We start from the raw sequence: 17,873 nt of genomic DNA, 5'->3' as shown, positions 1-17,873 counted from the left end.
TTGATAGTGATAGGCGTTGCTACAGATCGAGCACCAGCCGGTCGCCCCGGCAGCCGGAGCAGCAGGTCATGACGGTGCGCCCGCTGGCCCGTTCGTCTTGACTCAACACGAGGTCGCGATGCTCGGGCGTGCCTTCGAGCACGGCAACTTCGCATGTCCCGCAAACGCCTTCGCGACAAGAATACGGGGCGTCTACGCCAGCGTCGAGCAACGCATCGAGCATCGTTTTTCCCGGCGTAATCACGACGGTTTTTCCGCTCTTCGCGAGCACCACCTCGTATTGCCCTGCGGAACCTTCCGGTGTGCCGACACCCGCGAAATACTCCACATGTCCGTGGCAATCTGCACGGCGTGCCACCTCCGCCTCGAACGCCTTCAACATCGGCGACGGTCCGCAGCAATACAGATGTGTGCCAGCAGACACTTCATCGACGAGTCGCCCGAGGTCGAGCGACCCTTGTCCCGGCGCCCGGTCGAAATGCCACTCGACGCGCCCGTGTGCAAAAGCGCCACACTCCAGACGCTCCGCGAACGCTGCCGTCTCCCGGCTGCGCGCACAGTAATGCAGCGTCCAAGGACGTTGCATCGCCTCAAGCCTGGCCGCCATCGACAACAACGGCGTGACCCCGATCCCTCCGGCTACGAGCACGGTGTGCCCGCTGCGCGCAGCCGTCTCGTCGAGTGGGAAGTGATTACGTGGCGCGCTGATCTTGAGCATCGCGCCTTCGTGCAGATGCTCGTGCACAAAGGCCGAACCGCCACGGCTGGCCGCATCGCGGTTCACGCCAATGACATAGCGATGCCGCTCGCTCGGATCGTTGAGCAGCGAATAGCATCGCGACAACCCGTCGCGCAGGAACAACTCGATGTGAGCGCCAGCCGTGAACGGCGGCAGCGCACTGTCGTCGGACGCGTGCAATTCGAAGACGGCAATGGCCGCCGTCTCCTGCTCACGCCGTGCGACGTGGACGATCAACGTGTCGGTGAAGTCGGACATGTTCATGGCGAGGCTCGCAGCCGGTTATGCCGCGACCTTGGCGGGCAGACGGAAGACGTGACGCGCGTTGTCCTCATAAATCTTGCGACGGTCGTCCGCGCTCAGCCAGTCGAGCTTGTCGATGAGCGAGCGCACGTCGTCCATCGAGCGGCCCGTCGCCGGATTGACCGCCGAGCCGACACCCGGGCATTCCGTGCCGAACAGACAGCGATCGACCCCAACTGTTTTGATGAGCAGCGAAAGCGCCTCTTCGGTGTACAGCACGGTATCGAAGTACAAATTGCGCAGACGCTCCGAGAAGCGCTGACCGTTCGGGCGGCGCAGCGTCGGTGCGTCAAAGCGACCGATCTGATAGGGGACCGCACCGCCACCGTGGCTCACGACGATCTTCAGATTCGGGAAGTCCTTGAACACGTCGGAGTTCACCAGACCGAACACGGCAATCGTTTCCTCGTTGATGAAGTGCAACGAGTAGGGCACGCGCTCCGAGCGCGATCCGGTGCCGTGAATGTGCGCAGGAACATCCAACTCGCACAGCTTCTCGTACAGCGGATACCAGTAACGGTCGCCCAGCGGCGGCGCTTCCGCAACGCCGTTCTCGAACGGATCGGGATTGAGCAGACACCCTGCAAAGCCCAGCTCATTGATGCAACGCTCAAGCTCAGGCAACGCCTGCTCGATAGGATCGCCCGCCGTTTGCGGCAGACCGGCGACACCGGCAAACGTCTGCGGGAACAGTTGCGTCTGGCGATAGATGATGTTGTTGCACTCTTCGGTGAACCAGTGCACCAGCTTCGCGGGCTTCTCCGACTGCATCAATTGGAACGGACGCGGCGAGACCAATTGCAAGTCGGTGCCGTGATCGCGAATGTAGTCGAGGTGACCCTTCGGCCACGTCTCTGCGCGATTGGCGGCGGCGCGAATCTCGTCGTCGGAAACATTGATGCGTCCGCGGCCGTGCGAGCCACGGCTCGCCAGCAGGCTGGCCTTATAGGCCCACAGTTCGGTCGGTGCGCTTACGTGGGCATGGCAATCGATAATCATGCTGAACTCCGGTGTCAGGTTGAGACGGGGTTGCGATGGAAAAGAAATGGCGAATGCGAAATGCGTTGTGATGGCGTCGTCACGCAGTCGGTGTCGGTGCCCCGCGCAGTAGCGCTGCCGCACCCTCGAGCACTGGCGTGTCCTGCGGTAGCAGCATCGACACCGGGCGAACGTTGTAGAGCGCGCCATCGGTCGCACAGTTGGGCACTTGCCCTTGCGCGAGATCACGTGCCAGACCCAGCATCAACCGGCGAAAGCGCACGATGCCGCGATCTGACGCGCCCAACCGCTCCTGTGACCGATCCACGATGGGGCCCATGCTCTCCTGCACGGCGGCATCCTGATTCGGGATACCTTCGATGCCGGTGAAGTTGGACGTGCGCTGGCGCGTGCGGTCGATGGCGTAGTCGTTGCCCCGATGCAGCAACGGTTGGTAGCCGTCGTCGACCGGCCCCCAGAAGCCCTGACGTCCGCCGCGAAACGCGATTTCCTCGTCGCGATAAGCGCGCGCAGGACTTGCGCTGAACGACCACGTCCACGTGGTCTCGTCATCGATAGGCACCCAGGCGTGACCGTCGTACGGCTCTTTGCTCGACTCCGCAAAATTGCCCACGGGCGGAATCATCGTGTAGCAGGGCAGCAGGAATTGCGTGACGCGCCAGTAGTACATGCCGGGCTCGGCATGACGGCGTGCCGCGATCACAAGACCGTGTCCGGCGTCGCTCACTTCGAATACCGGGTGACGGTCGGACGCGTGATAGCGATTGCTCGGCGCTCCTGCCACCGGTTCGGTGCGGCTGTGCAGGAACGAGATGTGGCTCGAATCGATACCGCCTTCGACGGCCTGCGCCCAGTTGCACGATTGCAGACGCTTGGTCGCCGTGTGCTGCCGCTCGGGCAGCCGCGACCATTCGAAGTCGGGCAACGCGGGCACCGACTCGCGCGGCCCCATGTACACCCACACCACACCGTTCCGTTCAGCCGTGAGATACGCCTTGATACGAACGTTGTGCGTCTGGGGGTTCTCGTGCGGCTCGGACGGCATCTCCACACACTGTCCGTTCACATCGAACTTCCAGCCGTGATAGACGCAACGCAAGCCGCAGTCTTCGTTGCGGCCGAAGAAGAGTCCGGCGCGGCGATGTGCGCAATACGCATCCACAATGCCCACGCGTCCTTCGGTGTCGCGAAACGCGACGAGGTCCTCGCACAGCAAGCGCAAGCGTACGGGTGCGCCGTCGCGCTCGGCGATCTCTTCGGAGAGCAGCGCGGGCAGCCAGAAGCGGCGGAACAGTTCGCCCATGGGTGTGCCGGGACCGACTCGGGTGAGGGTTTCGTTGTCTTGCCTGGAAAGCATGCCTGCCTCCTTGCAGGTGGGGCCGGCGCGTCACCCTCTGCGGGGTGTGCGCGGCCGGTGGCCTTAGTTGGCCGGGTGCCAGAGCACGAAGCCCATGGCATTGCCCGTGCCCGCCGCCGAGCGGTAGCACGGCACGTAGTCGACCAGTTGCATCGTCATCGCTTCGGCATTCGCCGCGGCAATGACCGGCAGCCAGTTCTTCACTTCCGACGTGCCCGATTGCAGCAACGTCTCGTCGATGCTGCGCAGATACGCGTTATCGCCGCGCGCCATCGCGTCGAGCAATGCTCGGTCGAAGTCTTCGTCGATGACGAAGTGGCTCAATCCACCGGACGCGATCAGCGCGACACGCACGTCGTCAGGCCACGCGCTTAGGGCGTCGTGCAGCGCCAACCCGAGGTCGACACAACGCGTGGCGCGCGGCCGATTTGGCGGATAGAACGTGTTGAGCATGATCGGCACATGCGGCGGCACGCGGCCATGCATGAGCCGTTGATAGACGAAGCCGAAGGCGTGCGGCATGCCGGTCGGACCGTCGTTGCCGCGCTGCGGGACTTCGGTCGAGAGGGTGATGTCGTGCCCGTATTCGGTGAAGGCCGTCGCGAGATGGCGCGCGAGCGGCGCATGCGCCGGATACTCCGTGCGTGTGCCCGGCTTGATGGCCGCCGACGAGATCGAGATGCCCGGTGGCATCTTCGCGAGACGCGCGGCGCTCACCGGTTCGTCGAAGACCGACTCGCCACCGTAGAGCCACAACGCGGGTGTGATCGCAGGACCGAAGACTTCACGCTGATCGTTGCCGACAATCACGACGACGTCGGGTGCCGCGTCGTGTAGTGCCTGCGAAAGCACTTCGAGGGCGGCATTGCAGCGCGCCGCATGGGCCTCGCGCGCGGGGAGCGTGACCTGTGCTTCGAGGTCTTCGCTCGCACGCAGCGTCATCAGTTCGTCGAAGCTATAGGTCTGGCCGCGAAACGGATGCGCTAACTCGGCGCGGTCGGCGCGTACGCGCAGATCCCAGTCGGCAGGTGGCGTGGAGAGCATCGGCCCGTGGGACGTGCCCACGGCCAGCACGATCTTAGTCATGGCGCTCGTCCCGGATCGGATGAATCGGGTACGTCTGGCGACCAGACTCGCGCGATAGGTTCGCCTGGTTCTCTTGGCTCGCTTGCCCCGCTTGCCCGGTCAAGTCGGCGTCGACCACGTTGCCCTGCGCGTCGACACGCACCCCCATCGCGTCGTGGAACGCACGCTTGATGGCCTCAGGCTGGCCAGCCTGAAACGCGTATTCCTTGAGGTGTTTGCCGATGATCGGATGCGCCTTGAGCTCATCGCGTGTCAGACCGTCGACGAAGAGTCGGCGAGCGGCCACCGGCAGTTCGATGCGGGCGTTCTTAGCCTCATCGCGCACGAGCCCTTTCGGATCGCGGCCCTGTGCAACGGCGTCGAGTTCATCGAAGAAGTGCCGACGAAGCATTGCGATACCCCGGTCGCTCGCGCCGAGATTTTCCTGCGTCCGATCGGCAATGCGTCCTTGCCCGACCCATGCAACGAAGTCCTGATTCATCACGTGACTGGAGATCCACTGCCCAGTCGCCTCGTCTTTGACCGGGCCGTACCACGCGGGGATTTTCTCTTGCACGTACGGCTCGCGTTCGCGCGGCACGCGGTTGAAGGCCCAAGTGATCGACAACGTGTTTTCGTCGTCGATAGGCACGCGCCATTCGAAGTGATCTCCCAAACAGAAGACATTCGGCCACAGCGCCAGACGGCCCACTGCCCACAGCGGATGCTTCTCGTCGGTGTCTTCGCGAACGCGCTTGTAAATCAGGCCGTACTCGAATTCCTCGAAACCGAGCTTGGTGTGCGTGGGAGAGTAGGGGCCGGTATCGCCGCGCAAACGCACGCTCCAGTTCGAATGCATCCATTCGAAATGCACCGGATCAATGGAGTTCTCTTGGCACTGGAACCAGTTGCAGGGCACTTCGGAAATGACGACCTGACGGAAACCGTTCGCCCACGTGAAGGGCTCCCACGTCGGCACGAGCGGCGCAGGCAGCGGCCCCATGTAGGCCCAGATCATGCCGGCCTTGACCTGTACCGGATACGACTTGATCTTGATGCGGTCTTTCAGGCGCACCTGCGGATTGGCAATGTCTTCATACGGCTGCTCGGTGCACTGGCCCTTCTCGTCGTACAGCCAGCCGTGATAGTTGCATCGCAGTCCGCACTTTTCCACGAAGCCGTAGGCCAGATCCGCGCGACGGTGCGGGCATTGACGATCCACCAGCCCGTAGTTTCCCGACAGGTCCTTGTAGAGCACGAGGTCTTCGCCGAACAACCGCGCAGGCCGCACCGAAATCTCATCGAACTCGCTCTCGGCGCCAATCGGATGCCAGTAACGCCGCAGCAAATCGCCCATTGGCGTGCCTGGCCCGACCTGGGTCAACAACTGGTTCTTTGCCTCGCTGAGCATGGATGTCTCCGTCCGTTTCTTGTGGGATGCGCACCGCTTTCAACAGTGCATTTGCGCATACTGTATGCGTGTTTATTTGGCGTGTCAACGCCCTTTGTCGTGCGATTTGCCATCCCTTGGCGGCCTTCCGTGCCCCTGTCATTACCCGGAGGTTTCGCGCAAACCCCCGAATTTAGGCGGTTTCGCCTATTGACGGGACACGCTTACAAACATACTGTATGCGCATTATACTTCTGCGCGTGTGCCGCTTGATCAGCGTCAATATCTCGCGGCCGGACGTGCCCTACGCTGCGACCACCATGTTCCGAACGTCCGATTTCCTACCCAGTTCATCGTCATCACCACCCATCGAATCGACCATGTCAGCTACCGACACCCGCTTGCCGGTCACGCTTCTTACGGGCTTTCTCGGAAGCGGCAAGACCACCTTGTTGCGAGCATTGCTCGCGCACCCGGGCATGAGCGACACGGCGGTGATCGTCAACGAGTTTGGCGAAGTGGGGCTGGACCATCTGCTCGTCGAGACGCTCGACGCACACACGGTGCTGCTCGAGAGCGGTTGCGTGTGTTGCGCCGTGCGCGACGATTTGAGCGAGACGTTGCTGTCGCTGCACGCGCAGTTGGCAGGCGGTGACATTGCGCCGTTCTCGCGCATCGTTATCGAGACCAGCGGACTGGCCGACCCTAGCGCCGTAGTGGCGACACTGTTGCGTGACCCTGCGTTATCGAAGCGATTTGTGCTCGATGCGGTCATCGTCACGGTGGACGCCGCGCATGCGATGTCTCAACTTGCGCAGCAGCCGGAAGCGCAGCGTCAGGTGATGCTCGCGGACCGGTTGCTCATCACGAAGGTCGATCTTGTCGAAGGCGATGCGCTCGACGCGCTTCGCGCGACGTTGGCGCAGCGAAACCCGGCGGCGTCGCAGCATCTGTGCGAACACGGCCGCATCGCGCCATCGGAAGTGTTGGGCCTCGGCATGCACGCGGCAGACAACGTGGCACACGCGACCCTGCAATGGCACGACACATCGTCGCCGCGCTATCGATCGGTGTGCAACACCCATGGCACGCAAGCGTGCACCGATTGCACACCGCGCACGCTCTTGCCCGGCAACGATACGCCGCACCGCGCCGACGTCGCGGCGCATTGCATCACGCTGGACGCTCCCCTCGAATGGGATGTACTCAGCGGTTGGCTCGGCGCCGTGGCTTTTCATCACGGCGATGACCTGCTGCGTTTAAAGGGATTAGTCGACGTGCAGGGCGAGGCTGGCCCTGTCGTCGTGCATGGTGTGCAGCATCGACTGCATCCACCGGAGGTTTTACCGGCATGGCCAGCGCGTGCCGAGACGATCAATACCGAACGACACTCACGCTTCGTCTTCATCATGCGCAACGTACCGCGCGAAGCCTTACTGGCGCATCTGAGCGAAGCGCAGCGCGTGCCGACATAGGCTATGCGCAATGTAGTATCTTGTTGCCGACAAAACGACCAGGAATCCCATGCCACGCGAAAAAGCAGAAACACCCGTCTGGAAACTCGGCCGCGCCGAATCGACCGCCATGCGCGTCGAACGTCAGATCAAGGAGGCATTGCTCGACGGGCACTTCGCCCCGGGTGATTTCCTCGGCTCAGAAAACGACCTCGCCACACAGTTCGGCGTGAGCCGTCTGCCGATTCGCGAAGCCTTGGGCCGTCTGCAAGCGTTGGGCGTCGTCGATATCCGCACGGGCGCCGGCGGCGGCGCACGTATCGCGCAGGGCAATCCGGCGCTGTTCTCGGAAGCGCTCGCGATTCAGCTCAAGCTCGTCGGCATGTCGGCCGAGGAAATCTTCGATGCGCAGTTCACGATAGAAGTCGCCGTCGCCGGACTCGCCGCGCAGGCGGCCACGGCAGAAGACATCGAAACGTTGGAATTGGCCCTGGAGAATGCGCAGGCGCTCGTGGGCACGCAGCACGAGTTCACGCAGGCGTCGATGGCGTTTCGTAACGCAGTGGCACATGCGTCGCACAACCACTTCCTCGAAGCGATGATGCAGGCGATCGTGCACGTGTTGTATCGCTCGCTGACGCCGTACACCACCGAGACGGTTGCCAAGGGCGTGATCAAGCGCCATCGCGAGTTGCTCAACGCGATTCGCGCGCGCAACGACGAGGCCGCACGTCAGGTTGTCTCGCAGAACCTCACGGTGCTGCGCGAGAAGTATCTCGCCGCACGCGACACGGCTGCCAAGGCCGCAGCCAAGCGCTAAAAAAAGAACCGCGTCCCCCGACGCGGTTCGCAAAACCGGCCCACCCCCAAGCGGGCCAGCACTGCCTGATATCGGGCGCGGCCGTCTTAGCAGATTGGCCGCTACCCGCGCGATTCAACACCGCATCAGCGGTTCCATCCGTAGATATCCAGCGACGCCTCACCGGCTTCGAGGCGGCGAATGATGTCCGCTTCCTTCGCCTCGCGCTCGTGCGCCGCATTCACCACCGCGTCGAGCGAGGCTTGCGGCAACACGACGACACCATCGGCATCGCCCACGATCACGTCGCCCGGCGCAATGACGATGTCTTCGAAGCGCACCGGATAGCCGATCCACCCGCGCGCATCGAAGTCCTTCCCCGTACCGCGAATGCACAGGCCGCGCGCAAACACCGGAAAGCCGAAACGCTCCAGAATCGCGCCGTCGCGCACGCACCCGTCGATGACGAGTCCGCCGAGCTGGCGTGTGCGACCCATGGTCGACATCACTTCGCCCCAGTAGCCGGCGTCGTAATGCCCGGCGACGCGAACGACCAGCACGTCCCCGGGGCTGGCCAGCGCCAGCGCGCGATGCAGCCAGAGGTTGTCGGCCGGTGGTGCATCCACGGTCAATGCCGGGCCGCACACACGAAACGACGGTGCCACTGGCTTGATGGCGGCGGGCAACGCACCCACCTTGCCCGCGGCTTCATGAAGCGTGGCGACCGGCAGCGCCGCAACACGTGCCAACAAGGCCGGATCGGGCCGCGTGAAATCGAGATTGACCGTCGGCAGACGGGCAAACGGATATTGCGACTTGAGCGACGCGGCGTGCGAAGTGACGTCCATGTGTCCTCTCCTTAGCGCTTGCGCGTTTGCAACTGGTGATAGCCCAGATCCTTGCGGGCATCGTCCAGACGTTTGCCGCCGCGCACTGCTTCGCGGATATGACGCTCCGCCGCGTCGATGGCCTCTGCGGCATCGAGTACGGCAGCCTCATGGGCCCTCGGAATCACAATCACGCCGTCGGCATCGCCGCGCATGATGTCGCCCGGATTCACGCGCGCGTTGCCGATGTTCACGGGGACGCCGACCGCTTCGACCTGTACGCGGTCCTTGCCGGTGCGCATCCAATTGCCTCGGCTGAAGATCGGATAACCGAGTTCGAGGGCGAGAGACACGTCGCGGCAGATGCCGTCGATCACCGTGCCTGCGATACCGCGCCGATGGGCGATCTCGGTGAGAATGTCGCCCCACACGGTGCAGTCTTCGCGTCCGCCGTTATCGAGTACGAGCACCGTGCCCGGGGCAATGTCGTCGATGTAGTCGCCGACGGTGCCTGGCGGCGTGCTGGCCGGACCATATTGCAAGGTGTAGGCACGACCGGCCATTCGAAAGTGGCTGTCGCGCGCCTTCACTTGATGACATTGGCCAGCGATGCCGAGCCGGTCGAGCGCGTCGCTCAGCGTGGCCGTGTCGAGTGCCGCCGCGCGGGCGACGTTAGTGTCTTGCGGTTGGTTCATGACGTGTCTCCTGATGAATGTTCTGGCGCGCCGCTCGGTTCGGTGCTTGGGCGGCGCTTATTTGGCGCTTATGTGGCGCTGTTATGCAGCATGTGTTCGTAGTTCGCCCCCATCACGTCGGTGACGGGTTGACCGGCGAGCAGCGCCTTGGCCATGGCGGCCTCGCGCGCGGCGATCTGTTCTGCGGCGTCGAGCACGTGGCCGATATCCGCAGCGCCGATGAAGACCACGGCGCTGTTATCGGCGATCACGAAGTCGCCGGGGGCGACGTCGACACCGTCCACATGGATGGGAACGTTGGTGCCCGCTTCGACGACGCGCGAGCGAGCGGTGCGTGCTGTCAGTTCGCGGCAGAACACCGGCAAGTCGTACTCGCGGGCCTCGTCGATATCGCGCACGGGGCCGTCGGCAATGACGCCCGCAACGCCACGTTGCACTGCCGCGAGCGACAAGATGCCGCCCCAACTGCCTGCATCGAGCCCTGTGCGCTGTTCGACCACGATGACGTCGTCATTTCCCGCGAGCATGACGGCGGTGGTGCCGAGATGGCGCGGCGTGCCGGTGACGGCGGGCGCATCGGCGACGGCGACGAGCTTCACGGTGATCGCGCGTCCGGCAATGCGTCGCGAGCTGGCGCGTTGCGGCAGATGGCTTACGGTGCTCGGCAGACCGAGTTTGTCGAGGGCGTCCGAGACGGCGCAGGCATCGAGTTTTCGCAGTCTTGAGACGGCGTCGGCGGGAGCGTTCATGACATGTCCTTGCTAGGTGATGTGTTGGGTCGGGAGCGGGATCGAGCGTGGGGACGAAAGCGACGCGACGTGCATCAGGCGGGCGCCCAGTAGGCGAACGCCATCGCGTTGCCCGTCCCCGCTTCCGTGCGATAGCACGGCACGTAGTCGACGAGCGTCATGTGCCAGTCGATGTCGTGCATCGCAGCGGCCAGTGGGTACCAGCTCTTGATTTCCGCGGTATTGCCGTTGAAATACGACTCGGGAATGTCGGCTAACGCGGCTTCGTCACGTGCGGCGAAAGCATTCAACACGCGCCAGTCGAGCGCTTCGTCGATAACGAAGTGGGTCATACCGCCGGACGCGAGTACCGCTACGCGCATGTCGCTGGGCAAACGCGAGATGGCGGCGCGCAACGCGTGACCGAACGCTAGACACCTGGCCGCGCGCGGTTGGTTGGGTGCGACGCCAACATTCAAGAAGATCGGCACGCTCGGTGGGGGCTGGTCACGCATGATGCGCCGGTAGAGAAATCCGAAGGCATGCGGAATGCCGTGCTGGCGATCCTCGCCCCCCGGCAGACGCACCGAGCGCGCGACATCGAAGTGCGCATCGCATAGCGACCGGATGAGCGCATCGGCCACACCCGGCGAGCCGGGGTACGTCGCCCCTTGCGGCGGGCAGTGGCCCGCTTCCGCGATAGCAACCCCCGGGGGCAGACGTTCGACTTGCGCTTCGGTCAGCGGAATGTTTTCGATACGTTCACCGGCATAGACGGTAATCGACGGCGTGAGATCTTCCTTGAAGACTTCGCGCTGATCGTTCCCCAGCAGAATCACCACATCGGGGCGCGCAGTGGCGAATCGGTCCGCCAGCGTGTCGAGCGCGCGCTGACAAGCATCGAAGCGCGCCTGTTTGGCATCGGGCTCGATAGCCAACGCGAAGCTCGGCGACGCATCGGCGCGCGCGGCGAGCAGCGCGTCGTAAGGCATGGACTCGCCCCGAAACCAATGCTGTGCATTTTTGCGATCCGCCCCCGCGCGTAAGTGCCACATCTCGGGCGGGGTCGCGAGCATCGGCCCATGTGAACACCCCATCGCGAATACGATCCGTGCCATCCGTGCGCCTCCTTGTTTTGTATTACTGTATGCGTGTTTTGTCGAAGAATAGGCGGGTTGCATTTGGGTTGTCAACGCCCCTCACTTATTTTTTCGTCGTGTTTGACACTGGTCATAACAGGCATATAGTATGCGTGTTATGCCGCGTCGTAGAGCGGGCTAGCTAGCGCCCGTTCGCGCGCCGCAAGTCGTGCGCAACACTCATTACGATAACGATATTGGAGGCAGACATGACTCAATCCGCGATGGACGCCAGCCCGGCGAACGCGCCCCCGCAAGATTCCGCGCACGCCATACCGTCGGCGCCATCCGCAGCATCGAACGCACAGACTTCCGGCAGCGCTACACGCCGCGTTGGCCTGCGCGACTGGTACATGCTGATCGTGCTCACCGCCATCTTCGTGCTGTCGTTCATCGATCGTTCGTCGCTCTCGCTCGTCGTTGGCCCGCTCAAACAGGAGCTGGGTGTGAGCGACTTCCAGATGAGCCTGTTGCTCGGGCTCTCGTTCGTGGTGCTGTACAGCACCTTCAGCATTCCTGCCGGGTATCTGGCGGACCGGTTCAGCCGTCGCGGCATCATCGGCTGGGCAGTGTTCGTCTGGTCGTCGATGACGGTGCTGTGTGGCTTTGCGTCGAACTACGTTCAGCTCTTTCTGGGACGCACGGGCATCGGCATCGGGGAGGGCGCCTTGCAACCCGCCGCTTATTCGATGATTCGCGACACGTTCCCGCCGGACCGACGCGGCCGTGCGTTCGGCATTTATCACATGGGGCCGATGCTGGGGGTGGGTTTCTCGCTGTTCGTCGGCGGCACGCTGCTTAGCCTGTCGCAGAGCGGGGACGTGGCGCACTGGCCGATTCTCGGTTCGCTCCGGCCGTGGCAGTTCGTGATTGTCGTGCCGGGGTTGTTGGGCATTCCACTTGCGCTGCTGATGTTGACGCTGCGCGAGCCGAAGCGCGCGACGAAGCAACAACCCGCTGACGTTGCGGGTTATCGCGATGCCCTGCGCTTCATGCGCAGCGAGTGGCGTCTGTATGTACCGCTGTGGACGGCTGCGACGCTATACGCCATGGCGATCTCGGGTTTTAACGCCTGGTTGCCGACGGTGATCGCCCGCGCGTGGCAATTGCCGCTGCCGAGCATCGGCCGCATGCTCGGGCCACTGATGATGGTGTCGGTCCCTGCGGGTCTGGTGCTGCTCGGTGCAGTGATGGACAGACTGTCGCGCCGTGGGCGCCGCGCGGCGCCACTCGAAGTGGCGATGGTGTCGACGTTCCTTTCCTGTCTGGCCACGTTCTGCCTTGCCTTTACGGATAACCACTTGTTGGCCGTGGTGCTGTACGTGTGCCACACGTTCTTCGCCAGCCCGATCCCGTCGTCCGCCGGGGCCACGATGGCGCAGATCACGCCGGGGCGCATGATGGGCAAGCTCTCGTCGCTTTTCTTCCTCGTGCAAAACCTGCTCGGTCTCGCACTGGGACCGACGGTCGCCGCCACGATCTCGCATCTGTTCTTTAGCGGCCCGATGGCGATGGGGTACGCCATCGTCACGACGTTCTGCGGTTGTACGGCGATCGCCGGCATCATGTACGCGCTGGTCGCCGCGCAAGTCCGTCGCCGCAATTTCGAGTAACGCATCCGCCGGTATCCCGGCAACCTACGCGCCGTTCGCTTTCATGCGACGGCGCGTATTTTTTTGTCTGCGCCGATCGGCATCGATCACACCGGTCGCCTTCCGTCCATAAAAAAACCACCGCAACGATCGCGGTGGTTAAGGGGTACGACGCATGAAGCCTTCAGGGGTTGCGAATCAGAAGCGATGCCGCAAGCCGATACCGACGCCGGTCTGGTCGTGGCCGTTCGGAAACTCGGCCCGTTGCGCGCCGTGACCGACGCTGTAGTCCACCGTGCCGTAGAGCGTAGTGCGGCGTGAGAAGCCGTACTCCGCCAGCAGCACGTAGGTCTCGCGCGATCCGTCGCCTGCGTCTCCGGTCACACCGTTCACGTTGGACGCACGGTCGTAGTACACGGCGGCGGTCAGCGTAAGCGGTTTCGACACCTGATACGCCACACCGGCGAAGAACGCATTGTCCTTACGCGGATTCGGGCCGCCAGTCACACCGCGTCCCGAGAGGAAGCCGTCGACGAAGCCGGTCTTGTCGTTACTGTTGTAGTAACCGAGCGTGAACGTCGCCGGACCCCATTCGTACTTGAGGTCCAGGTTGTAGACCATCTGGGTGTTGGCCTGGATATCCCGGTTTTGCAACACGTTCGCAGCAACGCCGAACGGCTTGCCCATGTACGCCACCGAGATGACGTAGCCCGAATTGCGCGACGTGCTGCCGGGCACACCACCGACGATGTACTCCAGGCCGACCTGAATGTCCTGATACCGCTTCGTGTACTTGACCGCGTTGTTGCCGCCGTTCGGGCCGTTGGTGCCGAACACGACGGGCATCCACTCGTTCTGGTCGTAGTTGCCCACCGTGAGCGGGTCCCAGCCGTCGATCAGCAGTTCCCAAGTCGGGTTGTCCTGCGTGCCGATGGTGAGCTTGCCGTAGTCGCCTTCGAGGCCGACATAGGCTTTGCGGTTGAAGATTTTGCCGCTGCGTTGCGACGTGCCGTTGTTCAGGTGATAGCCGCCCTCGAGCATGAAGAGCGCCTTCATGCCCTGACCGAGGTCTTCCTTGCCATAGATGCCCCAACGGCTTTGCGAGATGGCGCCGTCGGTGAGCGCAAAACTGCTCTTGTTGTCAGTGGTCGCGCCCGACAGATAGCGAAGGCTCGCATCCGCCACGCCGAACATCGTCACGCTCGATTGCGCGAACGCCGGCGAGGCGATCAACGCCCCGGCGGCCAGAGGAAATGCCCACTTTTTCATTTAATGCCTTCCCCAATGCGCCAACCGCCCTGCAAGCGGCTGGCCATAGTAGCACCGTCGCGGCATTCGTCACTGTCATCGGTTCGTGCATCTATCGGCAATATATTTCGTATAACTAATTAATTGCCATGAGAATTTACACACACCTCTACCTCGCCGGCCTCCAAAGCTTTGGCGAAGCAAAACTCGGACAATGACGATACCCAATCCACCCGGCGAAATGACCGCCGGCGGTCTCCTTTGCCACGACTATTAATTTGTATACCTAATTATTTTGATGTATGCTTTCCGTCGTAGTACCCTCCCGAATGGCAAGCGTTGCACACGCCGTTAAAGTGGTCCGGAGGCGCGACGCTCCCTGTCCGGAGCGTCGCAATTTCCCGAACTTCCAAATTTCCTGATTCTTGTCGCCTTACTTTGCGCCGACCGGTTTCACCGCGATCACTTCGATTTCCACCATCCAGCCCGGATCGACCAGACGCGCCGCTTGCAGCACGGAGCGCGCAGGCAGGTTCGGACCGTTCTTGTCGAAGAACTGGTAGTAACCGTTCATGAAGCCGCCGAAGTCCATCACGTTGTTCTTCGCGGGGTCTCCCACGAGGAACACCTGCATCTTCACAACGTCTTTCATGCCGAGATTCATGGTGGCGAGCAGCGCCTGAATCCGCTTGAGCACACTCACCGTCTGCTGCTCGGTGTTGCCATACCCACCGCTCTCGAGTTTCTCGGGCACCTGACCGCTCAGATACACGGTGGAGGCGCCCGCCGGCACCTCGACGGCGAGCGCGAGCGGTCCGGGTGTTTTCGGCAGATGGCGCACGACTTCCTGCGCACCGGCCGCGTGCGCGAACAGCATGGCAGCGCTCAGGGCTGCGACGCTCCACCATCCTTTCGTTGACATCGTCATATGGGTTCCTGAAAGTTATTGAATTGATGGCGCGCGCGTCCCCACGCGCGCCGGAATTCCCGACGCGTGACTGTCGTTCCTGCTAGCTGCGCCCGACGTGCCACGCGAGAGCGCGGCACGTCGGCGGGCATCAGTTGCCCTTGCTGCCGCCTTCCGCTTCTTTCGCCGCGACGGTCTTGCGCACGGCTGCGACCTGCTCGACCGACACCGGCGCTGCGTTATTGCCCCATTCGCCGCGAATGAAGCTAACCACCGAAGCGATCTGCGCATCGTTGAGCGACGAATTGAACGTCGGCATGCCACCGCGTCCACCGATCACGGTCTCGACGACCTTGGTGGGGTCGCCCAGCACGAACTTGTCGCCCTTGAGTGCGGGAAACGCGCCGGGGATGCCTTGGCCGCCTGCCTGGTGGCACGCTGCGCAGTTGTTACCGAAGAGGGTCTTGCCCGACGGTGTCTGCGCGTGAGAAACACCCGCCACCAAACCGAACAACGCGATCGACCACAACTTTTTCATTGCCTCACTCCTGTACTTTTCTTCTGACTGCGACTGACTTTGCTTCTGAAGCTTTGCTGCTGTTGCATTGCATTGCATTGCGTTGCGCTCAAGCACTCAAGCGCGCATGCAACTGCTCGATCTGATACCAGGCCGACTCGATGGCACCTGCCTGCCAGCCATTCAGATGGCTCATGTGTTCACCGGCCAGCAACGTGCGGCCTTCGCCCTTGAGCAGACGCGGATAAGCGGTGCGGCGTCCCGCTTCGCTCCAGTCGGCCCAGCCGCCGAGGTTGTACTTCACGCGATGCCAGGCCACCGAGAACGACGATTCGGCCGAGTCGCGGTACTGCCCCGGGAAGACCTTCTCGCCCGCTGCCAGACCGAACTCCGTGCGTTCCTTCTGGGACATCGCACTGATCTGCGCAGCCGTCGCGCCGAAGTTGTAATAGGACAGCAGCGTGCCTTTCTTGCCCTGCCAATTGGTCGACGGCAGCGAGATCAGCGTGGCGCCCTTGATATCGGTCTGGATGTGACCGCCGTAGATGAAGTGATCTTCTTCCCAGAAGCGGCGCTTCATCTGTACGCCGAGCTTGCCGACCGGCTCGTAGGCGACCTGCATGGCGTCTTTGAAGCCATCGGAGAAGTCGGTATCGATTTGTTTGAGCACCGACAACGGGATCGTGCACAGACAGAAGTCGCCCTTGACGGTGCGAGCGGCACCGGTGCGCGTGTCTTTACACTGCAACTCCACACCGCTATCGGAATTGCGCAGGCTCACGACCTCGGTGTTGTAGCGAATCATCTTCTTCGTGCGGGCTTCGAAAGCCTTCGCCACATGATCCATGCCGCCCACTGCTTGGAGCATCGTCTTTTGCTGTTCGATGTCGTTGGCGGAGCGGTAGATGTTGCCGAGCTTCGACTTGAGCAGATCGCCGAATTGCAGCGGGTCGGTCAGCTCACCGGCCTGCACGCCGGGGTACGTCTTGTAGCCACGCGCCGACGTGCCCTTGTAGTCGAGGTCTTTCTTGTTCAGATAGCCTTCATGCACGAGGTAGTCGAGCAGCAGCGCCTTGTCGCCTTCGCTGATCTGATCGTTGAGCTTGCCTGCGCGCAGCGTTTTGGCGAAGAGCTCGTCGGTGTAGCCGCGCATGTCCGCCTTGATCTCGAACTGACGCAGGCGCTTGCCGGCCAGCGGACCGTCGATGTTTTCCTTGTAGACGTAGGCCGCATCGTTGTCGTTGTTGAACAGTTCGAGCGCCACGCCGAATTCGCGCGTGTAGTGCAGCGTGGATTGCTGGCAGAACGGAATACGCCACGGGCCGTGGTTGATGTACTGACCCTCGTCGAAATTGCAGACCTGACGCTCGCCGCCCAGCTCGGTCAACTCGAAGCCTCGCCGTGCGGTCTGACAGCGACCCCCGGCAAAGCCACGGGCTTCGATGATCTCGCACTGATAGCCCAGCTTCGAGAGCTCGTAGGCGGCAGTCATACCGGCCAGGCCCGCGCCGAGAATGACGACGCGCTTGCCGCGTCCGCTGCCGGACAATCGCGGCGGCGACGTCCGTACCGAAGCAAGATCGACACCCCATGCTTTCATGGTGGCCAGCATGAGGCCACTGCCGCCGATCGCTAGCGTGCGCATCAGGAAATCGCGGCGTCGCAGCGAGCTTCCGCCTCCCTGTACGCCTGCCCCTGCGATCGAATCCATCGAACCGAACGACTTACCCGTGGTTTGTTGCGCGTCTGACATGACTCTCCTCACTCTTGGATGATGCAACCTGTCGCGAATGGCAACGCCGTGCGCCTGATGTGCGAGGGCGCGCCACGACCTTACGGACGAGCGCAACCAGCAAGCGCATACCGCGCCTCAGCGAACAAAAAGGGGGATAGTGAGAAGGCTCAGGGCGAGTGGCCAGAGGACCGCATGATGTCTCCTTAAGCGCGAATTCCGGGGCGAGCCCGACGGTCTTGCGCCGTCGTAACGCCGGGTTCTTATCTTCTCGTGAAACGTCACCCGCCGAGCCGGCCGACTGCGTGCTCCGGGGGGAATGCGGCCGGTCGACTGTGAATCACGCCGGCGCTGCACTGCGGAGCCAATCCTGCTCAGGGGA

Annotated in this window: 16 protein-coding genes; 3 read left to right on the top strand and 13 right to left on the bottom strand. The window is 62.8% G+C overall.

Translation table 11 applies throughout. From position 1 onward, the window contains the following. Positions 1–19: 19 nt before the first annotated feature. The 5 genes from ACPWR9_RS23545 to ACPWR9_RS23525 all read right to left on the bottom strand — a co-directional run bounded on the left by ACPWR9_RS23545 (position 20) and on the right by ACPWR9_RS23525 (position 5,874). Positions 20–1,003 carry a PDR/VanB family oxidoreductase gene (locus ACPWR9_RS23545; RefSeq protein ID WP_426301240.1) on the bottom strand — a complete coding sequence of 328 codons (984 nt, stop codon included), beginning with the start codon at positions 1,001–1,003 and terminating at the stop codon, positions 20–22. An 18-nt stretch (positions 1,004–1,021) separates the two neighbouring features. Next, complete coding sequence (locus ACPWR9_RS23540; protein WP_150682298.1) at positions 1,022–2,041, bottom strand: amidohydrolase family protein; 1,020 nt, start codon at positions 2,039–2,041, stop codon at positions 1,022–1,024. A gap of 79 nt (positions 2,042–2,120) precedes the next feature. Beyond that, the gene (locus tag ACPWR9_RS23535; RefSeq protein WP_426301238.1) at positions 2,121–3,398 is read right to left on the bottom strand and encodes a Rieske 2Fe-2S domain-containing protein; all 1,278 of its coding nucleotides are present in this window, start codon (positions 3,396–3,398) and stop codon (positions 2,121–2,123) included. 63 nt (positions 3,399–3,461) lie between these two features. Then, a complete protein-coding gene (locus ACPWR9_RS23530; protein ID WP_426301236.1) occupies positions 3,462–4,484 on the bottom strand; it encodes a protocatechuate 3,4-dioxygenase in 1,023 nt (340 codons plus the stop codon). Continuing rightward, positions 4,477–5,874, bottom strand: coding sequence for a Rieske 2Fe-2S domain-containing protein (locus ACPWR9_RS23525; RefSeq protein ID WP_426301234.1), 1,398 nt, complete (start codon positions 5,872–5,874; stop codon positions 4,477–4,479). The genes ACPWR9_RS23530 and ACPWR9_RS23525 overlap by 8 nt, the downstream gene beginning before the upstream one ends. Positions 5,875–6,233: 359 nt before the next feature. On the opposite strand from ACPWR9_RS23525, the gene ACPWR9_RS23520 reads away from it, so the two are divergent. Both ACPWR9_RS23520 and ACPWR9_RS23515 read left to right on the top strand, forming a co-directional pair. Further along, positions 6,234–7,328, top strand: coding sequence for a CobW family GTP-binding protein (locus ACPWR9_RS23520; RefSeq protein ID WP_426301232.1), 1,095 nt, complete (start codon positions 6,234–6,236; stop codon positions 7,326–7,328). 49 nt (positions 7,329–7,377) lie between these two features. Further along, positions 7,378–8,127 (top strand): FadR/GntR family transcriptional regulator, encoded by a 750-nt coding sequence (locus ACPWR9_RS23515; RefSeq protein ID WP_426301230.1) that lies wholly within the window; start codon positions 7,378–7,380, stop codon positions 8,125–8,127. Positions 8,128–8,252: 125 nt separating this feature from the next. On the opposite strand, the gene ACPWR9_RS23510 is transcribed toward ACPWR9_RS23515, so the two are convergent. From ACPWR9_RS23510 to ACPWR9_RS23495, 4 genes are all read right to left on the bottom strand, one after another. Then, positions 8,253–8,954, bottom strand: coding sequence for an RraA family protein (locus ACPWR9_RS23510; protein WP_426301228.1), 702 nt, complete (start codon positions 8,952–8,954; stop codon positions 8,253–8,255). Between the two features lie 11 nt (positions 8,955–8,965). Further along, on the bottom strand, positions 8,966–9,628 hold the full coding sequence (locus tag ACPWR9_RS23505) for an RraA family protein (protein ID WP_426301226.1): 663 nt from the start codon (positions 9,626–9,628) through the stop codon (positions 8,966–8,968). A gap of 68 nt (positions 9,629–9,696) precedes the next feature. After that, positions 9,697–10,377: an RraA family protein gene (locus tag ACPWR9_RS23500; RefSeq protein WP_426301224.1), complete on the bottom strand. Its 681-nt coding sequence runs from the start codon at positions 10,375–10,377 to the stop codon at positions 9,697–9,699. 74 nt (positions 10,378–10,451) lie between these two features. Beyond that, complete coding sequence (locus ACPWR9_RS23495) at positions 10,452–11,348, bottom strand: protocatechuate 3,4-dioxygenase (RefSeq protein WP_426301222.1); 897 nt, start codon at positions 11,346–11,348, stop codon at positions 10,452–10,454. A 356-nt stretch (positions 11,349–11,704) separates the two neighbouring features. Between ACPWR9_RS23495 and ACPWR9_RS23490 the strand changes: the two genes are divergently transcribed. Continuing rightward, a complete protein-coding gene (locus ACPWR9_RS23490; protein WP_426301220.1) occupies positions 11,705–13,108 on the top strand; it encodes an MFS transporter in 1,404 nt (467 codons plus the stop codon). Between the two features lie 177 nt (positions 13,109–13,285). On the opposite strand, the gene ACPWR9_RS23485 is transcribed toward ACPWR9_RS23490, so the two are convergent. From ACPWR9_RS23485 to ACPWR9_RS23470, 4 genes are all read right to left on the bottom strand, one after another. After that, positions 13,286–14,356, bottom strand: coding sequence for a porin (locus ACPWR9_RS23485; protein WP_426301218.1), 1,071 nt, complete (start codon positions 14,354–14,356; stop codon positions 13,286–13,288). A 412-nt stretch (positions 14,357–14,768) separates the two neighbouring features. Beyond that, on the bottom strand, positions 14,769–15,257 hold the full coding sequence (locus ACPWR9_RS23480) for a RidA family protein (protein WP_426301216.1): 489 nt from the start codon (positions 15,255–15,257) through the stop codon (positions 14,769–14,771). A 136-nt stretch (positions 15,258–15,393) separates the two neighbouring features. Further along, on the bottom strand, positions 15,394–15,780 hold the full coding sequence (locus tag ACPWR9_RS23475; protein WP_426301214.1) for a c-type cytochrome: 387 nt from the start codon (positions 15,778–15,780) through the stop codon (positions 15,394–15,396). A gap of 88 nt (positions 15,781–15,868) precedes the next feature. Continuing rightward, positions 15,869–17,512 (bottom strand): flavin monoamine oxidase family protein, encoded by a 1,644-nt coding sequence (locus ACPWR9_RS23470; RefSeq protein ID WP_426301212.1) that lies wholly within the window; start codon positions 17,510–17,512, stop codon positions 15,869–15,871. Between the last annotated feature and the right edge of the window lie 361 nt (positions 17,513–17,873).

The sequence above is a fragment of the Pandoraea pneumonica genome, from assembly GCF_049918595.1.
GTDB lineage: Bacteria > Pseudomonadota > Gammaproteobacteria > Burkholderiales > Burkholderiaceae > Pandoraea > Pandoraea pneumonica_A.
The sequence above is the reverse complement of the archived record's forward strand: the minus strand, read 5'-3'. Positions and strand labels throughout refer to the sequence as shown.